Genomic DNA, 12,290 nt, shown 5'->3' with positions numbered 1-12,290 from the left:
GTGGGAAAACAGGCATCCCGGTGTCGGTTTGTGTCACAGACGCCCCCGCGCCCCGCCCGTGGGCCGACGCCGCGCTCACCCACTCAACGCATGGTGTCTGCCAGGAGCAAGGTGTTCAGGGCCGGGTAGTCGAGTCCACCTTCCAGAGCGCTCGCCGTGCCCTGGGTGAGCAGCTCGCGCGCGGCGCGTGCGGCCAGCCCGTACGCCGCCTCCGCGATCGAGGACCCGGCGCTGATACGGGCCACGCCTGCAGCGGCAAGCTCGGACACGGGCAGTGCCCCGGGACCCGTCAACACGTTCACCGGCACAGGAACCGAATCCACCAGGGTCCGGACGGTTCCCGCGTCCAGGACGCCGAGGACGAAGATCCCGTCCGCGCCGGCCATGGTGTATGCGCGGGCGCGAATCAGGGTCTCCTTCAACCACGCCGCACGGTCGCCGGGCGGCAGCCGGTGTGTGTCGATGCGGGCGTTGACGAACAGAGGAACCCCTGCCTCGTCCGCCGCCGCGCGGGCCGCCGCGATGCGCTCGGCCTGCTCGCCGACCGGGCGCAGGGCGTCCTCGAGGTTGATGCCGACGGCCCCGGCGTCCAGCACACCGCGCACGGTCTCGGCCACACCGGCGGCGTCGGCGGCGTAGCCGCGTTCGATGTCGGCGGTGACCGGGACGTTCACGGTCGCCGCGATGCGGGCGAGCGCGGCAAGCGCCTGGTCACGGGTGAGGTGATCACCGTCACCGTGTCCCAGTGACCAAGCGACACCCGCGCTGGTGGTGGCCACCGCGGGAGCACCCGCCTGCACCACAACCCGCGCGGTTGCCGCATCCCACGCGTTGGGCAGGACCAGCGGCCGCCCCGGGATGTGGAACGAGCGGAACAACCGGGCCTTGTCAACAAGTGATGCCATATGTGGCACTCCATCACGTGTGTTCAACGGATCGGCAGCGGCCACGGCGGTGCCGTATGCCGGAAGGACCGTGAGGGGGTGGCATGGCCGTCGGCGATACAGCCGGACCATGGCTGTAAATATATACCATCTTGTGCATGTCTATGCATAGACTCCAGGTCTTTGGCTGCGATGCGTCCCCCCACCACACCCGAACCACTGTGGAGTGCACGGCGTCACCGGCCACACCCAAACTCCGCATGTGGCGGTAGCCCTGCTCCCGCCTCACCGTGATCAAAGATCGCTTACGAGGGGCTGGAGACACCTTCTAAGCGATCTCAGGACGCTTCCGGAGATGCCGGTCGCTCGCCAGGAGGGCCGCATTCCTGTGGGACAGCCACTGGCCGGGACATCAGGCCGTGGACAGATGATCGGCTGCGACGCGGAGGGTCGACTTTCGGGCCAGCAGGCGAGTGTGATGGACCACGCCTCCTGACACCGCAGGCGTTCCTCCTTCGACGAGTTGGATGAGGAGTTCCGTGGCGATTCTGGTCGCTCCGACGGGATCGAGGGACAGCGTGGTGACCGGCGGTGTTGTCGTCTCGTAGGCGCTGGACTCGCTCGCACAGGCCACGAGGAGGTCTTCGGGGATCCGCAGGCCATGGCCACGGGCGGCCGACAGCACGGCGTGCCCGCATCGGTCGTATGGACCGAAGATGGCGTCAGGAGGATCGTCCCGGGACAGGAGGCGGGCGACGGCAGGGGCCGGATTCTTGCGTCTCATGAGTTCGAGCAGGACGGGCTCTCCCCGCTCGGCACACCACTGACGGTACGTTGTCATGCAGGCCTGGATGTAGTAGTCGGTGGTGTCGCCGCCCAGCAGGGCGACCCGCTGTGCACCGGCCTGCGACAGGTGGTCCAGCACGCCGCGCACCGCGCCTTCGACATCGTTGTCCACCCAGATGTCGTCCGGCTCCGCGCTGACCGGTCTCCCTATGTGGACGACGGGCACGCCGCGCATCAGCAGATCGGCGCGAACGCGATCGCCCTTCGGGCTGTCGATCAGCAGCATGCCGTCGACGGCCAGAACGGCCCACCGCTCCAGACCGACAGCGGTGGGCTGCACGACGAGCCCGTAGCCGTGCTCGTGTGCGACAGCGGTGGCGGACTGGATGGCCTGGGAGAAGTATGGGATTTCCGCGAAGCCCCATGAGGCGGGGTGGTCGGTGGTGACCGCCAGGCCCAGCGTTCTCGTGTGCGCCCTGGCAGGAAGGTAGCCGAGCTCTCGTGCTACGCGCCGCACCTTGTCACGCGTGCTCTGGGACATGCGGCCGGCCGAGTTGAGCGCGTTGGAGACGGTCGCGATCGACACTCCGGCCACGCGCGCCACATCCGCCATGGTCACGTCGGGTGAGGGCTTTCGGGGCACCTTTACAATCGTACGCTCGTGGCGTTTCGCGGAGGTTACCCGCCGGCTGTCATTCGGCCGTCTCCACCGGGACGAATGACCCGCCGTGACCAGGGATGATCAGGCTCGGACGTAGCGCGAGCACGCGCTCGCGCGATCGTCTCAACGCGTGGCCGTCCTCGGCCAGCGGGTCGTCGGCCGGCCCGTCGGCACTCCACCACAAATGCGTGGCGACGACCAGCCCGTCATCGGTCTCCGCCACCGTGGTGATGTCCTGCGCCGTGTGCCCCGGGGTTCGCAACAGCCGGACGGAGGGCGACAGTTCGAAACCATCGGCCTCACGTTCCACCCACTCGTCGCCGGAGTAGATCGCCCAGTGGTCGTGGAAGCGGGCCTCGGGGAACAGGGCGGCGTTCAACGTGTGATCCGGGTGATGGTGAGAGAACACCACGTCGGTGACCTGCTCGGGTTGCAGGCCCAACTCGGCAAGAGGGTCCAGGATGAGCCGGCGGTGGGCGACCATGCCCGGATCGACCACGGCGATCAGGTCGCCTTCCCGGATCAACGTCACGGTGCTGGCGACCCGCTCGTCGGCGTATCCGTCCGTGAGGACGTGAACGAATGCTGGCATGCGAGGCAGCATACGGAAACCGTTGCCAGCAAGAAAGATGGCGACCGATTCGGTCGTCATTCTGTGGCCATGCAACGAGATTGTTACCGTACGGGGTTGAGGTTAATTCGTTAATCAACCTCAATGGCCCTCACCCGCAAGCTCGTCTGGGTGGAGGTACGGAATGCACGGTCGTATATTCGCGATGGCCGCCGCACTGTCGTTGACCGCATGCGGAACGGCGGCGAAAACGGAGACGGTTGCTCCAGCCGGCGGCAAGGCGATGGTCGCGCCTCCTGCGGTGATCAAGGACGGGGAGATCGTCTACTGCTCCGACATCTCCGCCCCGCCACTGGAGTTCTACGACAAGAACAAAAAACCCAGCGGCGCCGACGTGGAGATCGGCGAGGCGCTCGCGGCCAGGCTCGGTGTGGCGGCGGTATGGCGCAACACCAAGTTCGCCTCCATCATCCCCACCTTGGTGGCCAAGCAGTGCGATGCGATCCTGTCCCAGCTCTACATCAAGCCGGAGCGGGAAAGGGTCGTCGACTTCGTCCCCTATATGTACTCCGGGCAGTCGATCCTCGTGGCCAAGGCCAATCCCCGACGCGTCACCGGGTTGGACGAGAGCCTGTGCGGGCTGACCGCGTCGACCCTCATTTCCACCACGGCCGCCGCGCGTCTCGAGGATCAGTCGAAGAAGTGCGAGGCGGCCGGCAAGCCGGCCATCAAGCTGACCCGGTTCGATCAGGACATTGCCGCGCTGCAGGAACTGGCGCTCGGCCGGTCGCAGGCATACGCGACCACGAGCGAGACCGCCGCTTACTACATGGGCAGAAGCCCGGCCTCTTCGCCTTCGCTGGAGAGTCCTTCGACAAGATCAAGGCCGGTATCGCCGTGCGCAAGGGCAACGCCCCGCTGCGGAGCGCGCTGGCCAAGGCCCTGCACGAGATCCGGGCGGACGGGACGTACGACAAGATCCTGGCGAAGTGGAATCTCCAGATGAACAGGCTGGAGCCATGAGTTTCGACCCGGCATTCTTCTGGGACGCGCTCCTTCGCCCGTCGGGGCCGTTTCTCGAGGGGCTCTGGCGTACGGTCTACATCTCGGTCCTCGCCCAGTTCCTGGCAGTGATCATCGGGCTTGGCGTGGCGCTGATGCGCCGGTCCAGGCGTCGCTGGGTCACCGCGGTGGCCGGGTTCTACATCTGGATCCTGCGCGGCACCCCGCTACTGGTGCAACTGGTTCTCGTCTACAACGGCATGGCCGCGGCCGAGATCTATTCCTTCTCCGACGTCACCCTGCTCGGCGTGACCGTCACCGGCGTGTTCCAGGCCGCCCTCGTCACGCTGGCGGTCAACGAGAGCGCCTACATGGCGGAGATCATCCGTGCGGGAATCGACTCTGTCGGGAAGGGGCAGACGGAGGCGGCGCTCGCCATCGGCATGACACCGCGCTCCGCGATGAGATGGATCATCCTGCCGCAGGCGCTGCGCTTCATCGTCCCGCCGCTCGGCAACAACTTCAACGCCATGATGAAGACCACCTCCATCTTGAGTGTGATCGGCGTGGACGAGTTGTTCCTCAACACCCAGGCGATCAGTTCCACGACCTTCCGCACGTTCGAAGTGTTCATCGTCGCGGCTCTGTACTACCTGATGCTCACCACCTTGTGGTCGTTCGTCCAGGCTTGGATCGAGGGCCGGCTGAGCGCGTCGGCCGGGGTATCGCGACCGCCGACGATTCGGCAGCGGCTCTTCGGCGGCGGGCGTGCCGTGGTCCGGGCGGAGGCGCCATGAGCGTGATCGTCCGAGCCGAGCACGTCACTCGCGCGCTCGGTGGCCACGTCGTGCTCGACGACGTCTCTCTCGAGGTGAGTCGTGGCGAAGTGGTCGTCCTCATCGGCCCGTCTGGCGCCGGCAAGACCACGTTCCTCCGTACGGTGAACCATCTGGAGACGATCGACAGCGGCAGCATCACGGTCACCGGTCGCCTCGTCGGCTACCGCCACGGCATGGCACACAAGGCCGACGCCTACCCGGCCAACCTGTCCGGCGGGCAGCAGCAGCGGGTCGCGATCGCCCGCGCGCTGGCGATGCGGCCGGCGCTGATGCTCTTCGACGAGCCGACGAGCGCGCTGGATCCCGAGATGATCGGCGAGGTGCTCGAGGTGATGAAGGAGCTGGCCCGCGAGCACATGACGATGCTGGTCGTGACCCACGAAATGGGCTTCGCCCGCGAGGTGGCCGACCGGGTCGTCGTCATGGACGCCGGAAAGATCGTCGAGGTCGGCCCACCCGCCCAGGTCTTCACCGATCCCGTCCACGAACGTACGCGATCGTTCCTATCCAAGATCATCTGAAAGTGCCATGACCTATCACTGCGCCATCGCCAGCCCGCACGTTCTCGCCACCGCCGCAGCCAAGAAGGCGATCGCACGCGGCGGCAACGCCGTAGACGCCGCGCTCGCGGCCGCCGTGACGCTCACCGTCGTCTATCCGCACAACACCGGACTCGGCGGCGATCTGATCGCTCTGATCAGATCCCCGGACGGCAGGATCTCCTGCGTCAACGCCAGCGGTCCCGCCCCGGCCGGCACCGACGTGGCGGCGCTGAGCTCGCGTCACGGCGGCCAGATGCCCGTGTCCGGGCCTGACACGATCACCGTGCCCGGCGCGGTCGCAGGCTATGCCGCGCTGCACGCCTCCGGTGCCGCGCTGACGTGGCCCGACCACTTCGCCGCCGCCATACGCCATGCGGAAGGCACTCCTGTCGTTCCGGGCCTGGCAGCGGCCATAGCCGAGGCCGGAGATCTGATCGCCGCCGACCCTGGGATGCGGACCGTCTTCGGGTCACTACGCGTCGGCGAGACCCTGCGCCAGGAGGCCTTGGCCACGACGCTCGCGGAGATCGCGGCTCAGGGCCCCGAGGTGCTGTACGGCGGGCCGTTGGGCAAGCGGCTGGTCGCCGGCCTGCAGGCGCTGGCGGTCCCCATCGCCTTGGACGACCTGGCCGCCTACGAGGTCGAGCAGTCCGATCCGCTCCACCGCGCCTTCCGGGGGTTCGACGTGTACACGAGCCCGCCCAACACACAGGGCTTCCTGCTGCTGCAGGCGCTGGCCGCACTGGAGAGGACGGACCCGCACGGAGAGGACGCCGGACAACTGGCCGCGATCTTCCACGGAGGCATCGCCGACAGGAACCGCCATCTGGCCGATCCCCGGTTCGCGCAGATCGACGTGGACGCCCTGCTGCTGGGCCCCTCCCGCGAAGCGGCCGGGCCGGCCATCACCGGCAGGGCGAGTGGCGACACGGTCGCGGTCGTGACCGCGGACAGCGAAGGGTACGCGGTGTCGCTGATCCAGAGCCTCTTCCACAGCTTCGGCGCAGGGCTGCTCGAACCCTCGACCGGCATAGTGATGCACAACCGCGGGGCGTTCTTCTCCCTCGACGCCGCCTCGCCCAACGTCATCGCGCCGGGCAAGCGTCCGGCACACACGCTGATGCCGGTCATGGTCACCCAGGAAGAACGGCTGGCCTGGTCGATGGGCACGATGGGAGGCAAGGCCCAACCCCAGATCCTCACCCAAGTGCTGCTACGGCTGCTCGACGGGGAACAACCCGCCGACGCGGTGGCCGCGCCCCGCTGGGTCGTCGGCGGTATGGAAGCGGGCCAGCCGGAGGACACGATCAGCCTGGAGATGGATCTCTCCCCGCGGACCATCGCAGCTCTGACCGCGACCGGCGCGCGGATCGTCTCGCTGCCGCCGGCATCAGAATGGGTCGGCCACGCACAGGTCGTCGGGGGTGCCACCTCGGCGGGGAGCGATCCTCGCTGCGATGGCGCCTCCGCCATGGTTTCGCTGGTACCCGAGGATTTCCAAGCCGACATATCCTGAGGCGACACGGGACAGGGTCAGTACCGCGCAACACCGTGGGTCCAGCCGGCCGCCCAGTCGCCCTCCATCACCGATGCCGGGGGTGAGGACCTCGCGTCGAAGGGCAGGCGCCGGCTCGCGTGATCACCCATGACGTTGACGACCCGGCTGTGTGCGCGGCGCGCGTTGTGCAGGCGCCGTGTCATGGCCTGCCGGCGGTGGCACGTCCAGCGAGGGATTGCGGTCGAAGAATCCGACGGACTTGAGGCGAAGCCGACGTGCGATACAGGTCGGAGAAGAGGGTTCAGGCTCGTCGGCCGGCGCGACTCAGCAGTGCGGTCGCCGCGACGGCGAGCACTGCCAGAAGGGAGAGTGCGACGGCCGGGCCGAGAACCGTCCATGGCGCGAGCTCCGCGTATGACTGGTTCTCCGACAGCAGCCGCCCCCATTCGGGTGTGGGCGGCTGCTCGCCGAGCCCGAGGAAGCCGAGGGAGGCGAGGACGAGGACGACGGTCGGCAGCCGCAGCAGGGCGTTGCGCAGCAGTGGCGGGACCAGGGCGGGCAACAGATGACGCCGGATCAGGTGGCGGCGGCTCGCCCCCAGGGCGACGGAGGCGGCCATGTGCGTTGCGGCGCGTTCCTGCTCCAACAGAGCGGCGGTCTGGGCGGCGTACGGGCTCCACCCGACGAGGCAGACGGCCAGCGCCGCGCCGAGCGCCGACGGTCCGGTGACGGCGGTGACCAGCAGGCCCGCCAGTATCACCGGCAAGGTGGACACGATGTCGGTCAGCCCGGCCGTGACCTGGCGCGCCAGTCCGGCGAGCACACCGAGGACAAGGCTGACGGCGGTGACGGCGAAGGCCAGCGCCGTGGTGCGGAGTGCGCCGTGCCCGAGCCGGGCGAGCAGGTCACGGCCGAGCGCGTCGGTGCCGAGCGGATGCTCGTACGAGGGCGCCAGCAGCCGCGCGGCAGTGTCGACCTGGATGGGGTCACGCAACAGCCCGAGCGCGACGACGGTGGCGAGCAGCAGGGCGCACCCGACGGCCACGGCCGCCAGCGCGCGGCCGGTGTCCATGCCAGGCAGGGGCAGCGAGGGCAGCGCCCCTTCGCGTAGAGCGGGGCCGAGCATGGCGCGTCGTGCCGAGCGTACGAGCAGTCCCGCGCCGGTGCCGAGCAGAATGAGCGCGAGACTTCCGCTCTGCAGAACGGGCAGGTCCTGCGCGATGGCGGCATCGAGGGTGAGCATGCCGAGGCCGGGAATGGCGTAGATCTTCTCGACGGCGACCGCGCCCCCGGCCAGGCTCACCACGGTGGGCAGCAGTTGCGGGAGTACGCCGGGCACCGTGCGGCGCAGCGCGGCACGCATGATCCAGCCAGTCGGCATTCCACTGGCGGTCGCCGCACGGGTCCAGGGCTCACGGAACGCGGCGGGCAGCGCCTGGTCGAGCAGTCCGCCGATCATCGCGCCGGAGGGCACACCGAGGGCGAGCGCGGGCAGCACCATCGACGACGGCCCCTCCCAGCCGTACGGCGGAAACCAGCCCAGGTGCACGCCCAGGACGGTGGAGAGCACGGCCGCGAGCAGGAACTTGGGCAGTGCCGCCACCACCGCCGCGCCGATTCCGGCCCTGTTGCGGGTGAGCCGGCGATGGGCGCCCAACCACAGCGTCCGGGCGCAGACCATCGCGGCGACGGCGAGGGTGACCACGAGTGCGGCCGAGGTGAGGGTGAGTGAGACGCCGAGCGCGGTGCCGAGGGCGGGCGCCACCGGCTCGCCGGAGACCCAGGAGGTCCCCGCGTCGCCACGTACCAGAGCTCCCAGCCAGTGGCGGAGGGCCGCCACCGGACCGGCGTCCAGACCGAGTTGTTCACGTACGGCGGCCAGTGCCTCGGGGGATGGGTCCTGCTCGCCGGAACGGGCACGCAGGACGGTGAGCGCCACATCCGTACCGGATATCCAGGGCAGCAGGCCGATGACGGTCAGCAGCCCGGCGCCGGCGAACAGCGCGCCGAACAGCCCGGCCCAACGGCCGCCGGAGCCGCGGGACCGGCCCGGGGCCGGCGGGCGGAGCCGCGAGTCGGATGTGGTGACGCTCACGTGGGGGCGCTCTCGTGACCGCTTCGGCTACTTCAGCCGGGTGTCGAGGCCTACCAGGGAGCGCTCGCGCGGATCGAGGACGACGCCTTCGACGTCGGTGGAGACGCCCTGCAGGACCTTTTCGTGGACGAGCGGTACGACGGCGCCGGTGGAGAGGACGGCGGCTTCGGCGGCCATCACCTTGTCCTGGCGCGTGCCGGCGCTGGATGCGGCCGCGGCCGAAATGGCCCGGTCGACGGCCGGTTCGGCGAGCCGGGTGATGTTGTAGGAGCCCTTGCTGGTGTAGTCGCTGGCCAGGTAGGCGACGGGGTCGCCGGTGTCGAGGAGCGTCACCCGGGAGAAGACCAGCGCGTCGTACTTCCCTGCGAGCAGATCGGCCTCCATCTGCGAATATTCACGGACGTCCTGCTTCACGGTGAATCCGGCCTTCTCCAGTTGCTGCTGGAGCACGCTGGCGACCTCGGGCAGTTCGGTGCGATTGGTGTAGGTGGCCAGTGTGATGGCTGTGCCGCCGGTCTGCTGCTTGACCTGCTCGGCGGTGGCGGCCTTCACGACGTGCTGGACGGTGACGTGCTTGTCCCGGGTCCAGGAGATGGCGGGGCCGAACAGTCCCTGGGCGGCGTCGGCGTAGCCGCCGAAGACGCTGTCCACGAGCGCGGTGGGCTCGACGGCCTCGCGGGCGGCGGCGCGCATCGCGGCGTCCCGGAAGACGCCGCTGCCGGTGTTGAGCAGCAGGCTGTCGGTTCGGGTGGACGGTACCTCGTGGAGGGTTCCGGGTGCCAGGAGCTTGGCCTGGGAGGTGGGGATCCACTCGGCGATGTCGACCGATCCGCCGCGCAGGGCGTTGGCGCGAGCGGTGCCGTCGGCGATCCACGAGACGTCGATGCCGGCGGCCTTGGCCTTGCCGCCCCAGTAGCCGTCGAAGCGGTCAAGGGTGGCTTGGGTCTTGCCGCCGAGCTTGGTGATCTTGAAGGGGCCGGTGCCGGCACCGATCGGGCTGACGGCACCGTTGGATCCATACGCCTTCGGGGAGAGGATGCCCAGGGCGGGAGAGGCCAGGCGCAGCGGCAGGACGGGGTCGACGGTGCCGGTGGTGAGGACCACGGTGTGGGCGTCCTGCGCCTTGGCGGTCAGCTGGATGTCGCTCAGCACGCGCGGTGCCGGCTCGGCGTCGGAGGCGTGTGCGAGGGCGTTCGCGACGGCTTCGGCGGTGACCTTCGTCCCGTCCTGAAATCGGGCGTCGCGTAGCTGGAAGGTCCAGGTGGTGCCGTCGGTCTGTTTCCAGGAAGCGGCGAGTGCGGGCTTCGCGGTGCCGTCAGCGTCGAGCCTGGTCAGGCCCTCGACGACGGAGAGCTTGCTCAGTACCGTGGCGTCGTTGCTGTATGGGGAGAGGGCCTGGGCCGGCGGCACGGCCAGGGCGACTCTGATGCGCTGCTCGGACCGGGCGCCGCCCCTGCCGGCGGAGCCATCCGAGAAGCAGCCGGCGAGTAGCGGGGTGAGGAGGAGCGCCGCGGCGAGGCGGAGGGGGATTGTGCGCATAAGAGTAGTCCTGTGGTGCCTGGTCCGAATTGATCGAAATAAGGTTAGCCTAACTTAACTGTTTGGCTTTCAACCGACCCCTGCCATTCAGCGGGAGCCGAGGCGAAGGACGTCGAGGGCCGTCAGGGCCACGTGCAGCTCAGTGCGCCGCTGCCCGGACTCCAAGTCGGAGCCGAGCAGCCGTTCGATGATGTGCAGCCGCTGGTAGAGCGTCTGCCGCGACAGATCCGCCGCCTGGGCGGCGACCGTCTTGTTGCCTGCGGCGTCCAGGTAGTGGCGCAGCGTGGACACCAGGTCGGTGTTGTGCCGGTGATCGTAGTCGATGAGCCGGCCCACCTGGCGCTCCACGTAGCCCTGGAGGCGCACGTCCGAGCGCAGCGCGTACAGCAGCTGCCGCAGCCCGATGTCCGACAGCTCGTGGTAAGGCCTGCGGGAGGACGTGCCGGGCAGGGCCGATTCCGCGACATGAGAGGCGTCCCGGAAGGACCGCGCGGCCTGGGAGAGGTCGGCCACTTCCGAGCCGACGCTCACAACCGCTTGCGGGGCCAGTTCCAGGGCGGCGCGGCCGATCAGCTCGACCGCGGGCCTCCACTGCTTGGTGTGCCGCAGCCCGACCAGCACACCGATCCGTCCGGCGCCCAGCTCGCCCACGAGCGCGGGGACGCCGGCCGCCGTGACCTCCTTCACCAGGCTTTCCTCGAGTTCCGCGACGCTCACGCGGAACTCGTCGCCGGGCAGGTCCACGAGGACCGCGACGTACCGGCAGTCGCGGGCGGGCAGGCCGAGCGCCGCCGTGCGGACCGCTGCCTCGCCCGCGGTCCGGTAACGCTGCTCGGCCAGATCCAGCAGGGCCCCGCGGTGCGCTCCGCGCTCCCAGGCCGCCGGGTGGATGAGGCGGGAGATCGCCAGGGACATCGCCGCCCGTTCCAGCACCGACGTGTCCACCTCGGCGAAGGCGGGCTCCACGGCGGTGCGGTCGGGCAGCATGACCACGCGCCCGCAGCGCTCCCCTCGGTACTCCACCGGGCACACCAGCCATCCTTCGGGACCGCTCACCGCCGCGGAGTCGGTCGGCGGCGTCGCGCGGGAGCGCCGCTCCCAATCCGTGAGGACTTCCTCCACGGTGCGGGCGGACGGCTCGCAGATCAGCGCCTGGTGTGCCTGGTTCTCCAGCACGACCGCCCGGCCGCTCATCTCGGCCGCGGCGCGCATCACCTCTGCGGCCCCGGCGCCCCTCAAGGTCAGGCCGGTGAACGTCTCGTGAATCTCCTGTGTCCGGCGCAGCGTCTCCACCTGGTTGCCGAGCAGGAGCTCGTGGACGACCTGGGTGACCTCCAGGAAGTTGACGTCCCTGGACAGCAGCACCAGCGGCAGATCATGTGCGCTGCATGCGCGCACCAGTTCCTCGGGCGGGCGGTGGTAGCGCCGGACGAGTTCCAGAACGAGACCGGCGGCGCCGACCGTGGCCAGCTCGTCGACGTAGCGCCGCACCAGCGCCGGTTCGCGGGGCAGCGGCATGCCCGTGGTCAGGACCAGCTCGCCCCCCTTGAGGAAGGAGGCCGGGTCGGTCAGCTCGGTGATGTGCACCCAGCGGACCGAGCGCCCGAGCTGTGACTCGCCCGCGACCACCTGGGGCCGGCCGGCCGCCAAGACGGGAAGGGCAAGCACATCGGCGACGGTGAGCACGCGGCCGCGCACCGGCGCCGCGGCCGGCGATGGGACCTGATGCGGTGCTCCTGTCATGGCTCCTCACGGTACGTGACCCGGGTGACGTGCTGAAACGGCAGGTTGACACTTCGTCCAGAGAGGGGTCGCGGGGCGGACACATCATCCGTTGTCCGGCCATTGCGGCTCGGCGATGCTCGGATGCCAA

The 12,290-nt window shown here is 69.4% G+C and carries 10 protein-coding genes and 1 pseudogene; 5 read left to right on the top strand and 6 right to left on the bottom strand.

All coding sequences use genetic code 11. From position 1 onward, the window contains the following. Positions 1-83 precede the first annotated feature (83 nt). The 3 genes from EDD27_RS10955 to EDD27_RS10945 form a co-directional block, all read right to left on the bottom strand. A complete protein-coding gene (locus EDD27_RS10955) occupies positions 84-905 on the bottom strand; it encodes an isocitrate lyase/PEP mutase family protein (protein WP_127932307.1) in 822 nt (273 codons plus the stop codon). A 391-nt stretch (positions 906-1,296) separates the two neighbouring features. Further along, a complete protein-coding gene (locus EDD27_RS10950; protein ID WP_127932306.1) occupies positions 1,297-2,313 on the bottom strand; it encodes a LacI family DNA-binding transcriptional regulator in 1,017 nt (338 codons plus the stop codon). A 49-nt stretch (positions 2,314-2,362) separates the two neighbouring features. Further along, positions 2,363-2,923 carry an MBL fold metallo-hydrolase gene (locus tag EDD27_RS10945; protein WP_127932305.1) on the bottom strand — a complete coding sequence of 187 codons (561 nt, stop codon included), beginning with the start codon at positions 2,921-2,923 and terminating at the stop codon, positions 2,363-2,365. 163 nt (positions 2,924-3,086) lie between these two features. Between EDD27_RS10945 and EDD27_RS58600 the strand changes: the two are divergent. From EDD27_RS58600 to EDD27_RS10925, 5 genes and pseudogenes are all read left to right on the top strand, one after another. Next, a pseudogene (locus EDD27_RS58600) lies at positions 3,087-3,575 on the top strand (transporter substrate-binding domain-containing protein); the annotation flags it as partial. Then, complete coding sequence (locus EDD27_RS58595) at positions 3,536-3,925, top strand: transporter substrate-binding domain-containing protein (RefSeq protein WP_164903571.1); 390 nt, start codon at positions 3,536-3,538, stop codon at positions 3,923-3,925. The pseudogene EDD27_RS58600 and the gene EDD27_RS58595, both read left to right, overlap by 40 nt. Further along, positions 3,922-4,701 (top strand): amino acid ABC transporter permease, encoded by a 780-nt coding sequence (locus EDD27_RS10935; RefSeq protein ID WP_127932303.1) that lies wholly within the window; start codon positions 3,922-3,924, stop codon positions 4,699-4,701. The genes EDD27_RS58595 and EDD27_RS10935 overlap by 4 nt, the downstream gene beginning before the upstream one ends. Next, on the top strand, positions 4,698-5,264 hold the full coding sequence (locus EDD27_RS10930) for an amino acid ABC transporter ATP-binding protein (protein ID WP_127932302.1): 567 nt from the start codon (positions 4,698-4,700) through the stop codon (positions 5,262-5,264). The genes EDD27_RS10935 and EDD27_RS10930 overlap by 4 nt, the downstream gene beginning before the upstream one ends. A 7-nt stretch (positions 5,265-5,271) precedes the next feature. Beyond that, complete coding sequence (locus EDD27_RS10925) at positions 5,272-6,801, top strand: gamma-glutamyltransferase family protein (protein ID WP_127932301.1); 1,530 nt, start codon at positions 5,272-5,274, stop codon at positions 6,799-6,801. A gap of 283 nt (positions 6,802-7,084) precedes the next feature. Here EDD27_RS10925 and EDD27_RS10920 read toward each other — a convergent pair whose 3' ends face one another. From EDD27_RS10920 to EDD27_RS10910, 3 genes are all read right to left on the bottom strand, one after another. Next, positions 7,085-8,878 (bottom strand): ABC transporter permease subunit, encoded by a 1,794-nt coding sequence (locus tag EDD27_RS10920; RefSeq protein WP_206641349.1) that lies wholly within the window; start codon positions 8,876-8,878, stop codon positions 7,085-7,087. A 27-nt stretch (positions 8,879-8,905) separates the two neighbouring features. After that, positions 8,906-10,417 carry an ABC transporter substrate-binding protein gene (locus EDD27_RS10915; protein ID WP_127932300.1) on the bottom strand — a complete coding sequence of 504 codons (1,512 nt, stop codon included), beginning with the start codon at positions 10,415-10,417 and terminating at the stop codon, positions 8,906-8,908. Between the two features lie 87 nt (positions 10,418-10,504). Beyond that, on the bottom strand, positions 10,505-12,160 hold the full coding sequence (locus EDD27_RS10910; protein WP_127932299.1) for a PucR family transcriptional regulator: 1,656 nt from the start codon (positions 12,158-12,160) through the stop codon (positions 10,505-10,507). Between the last annotated feature and the right edge of the window lie 130 nt (positions 12,161-12,290).

The organism is Nonomuraea polychroma (genome assembly GCF_004011505.1).
Taxonomy (GTDB): Bacteria; Actinomycetota; Actinomycetes; order Streptosporangiales; family Streptosporangiaceae; genus Nonomuraea; species Nonomuraea polychroma.
Note: the sequence above shows the minus strand (reverse complement) of the source record. Positions and strands in the feature narration are given on the sequence as shown.

Excerpts from the sequence above, each read along its gene's own strand:
- EDD27_RS10930 (WP_127932302.1), top strand. The coding sequence starts at position 4,698 with ATGAGCGTGATCGTCCGAGCCGAGCACGTCACTCGCGCGCTCGGTGGC.
- EDD27_RS10955 (WP_127932307.1), bottom strand. The coding sequence starts at position 905 with ATGGCATCACTTGTTGACAAGGCCCGGTTGTTCCGCTCGTTCCACATC.
- EDD27_RS10915 (WP_127932300.1), bottom strand. The coding sequence starts at position 10,417 with ATGCGCACAATCCCCCTCCGCCTCGCCGCGGCGCTCCTCCTCACCCCG.
- EDD27_RS10945 (WP_127932305.1), bottom strand. The coding sequence starts at position 2,923 with ATGCCAGCATTCGTTCACGTCCTCACGGACGGATACGCCGACGAGCGG.
- EDD27_RS10925 (WP_127932301.1), top strand. The coding sequence starts at position 5,272 with ATGACCTATCACTGCGCCATCGCCAGCCCGCACGTTCTCGCCACCGCC.
- EDD27_RS10910 (WP_127932299.1), bottom strand. The coding sequence starts at position 12,160 with ATGACAGGAGCACCGCATCAGGTCCCATCGCCGGCCGCGGCGCCGGTG.
- EDD27_RS10935 (WP_127932303.1), top strand. The coding sequence starts at position 3,922 with ATGAGTTTCGACCCGGCATTCTTCTGGGACGCGCTCCTTCGCCCGTCG.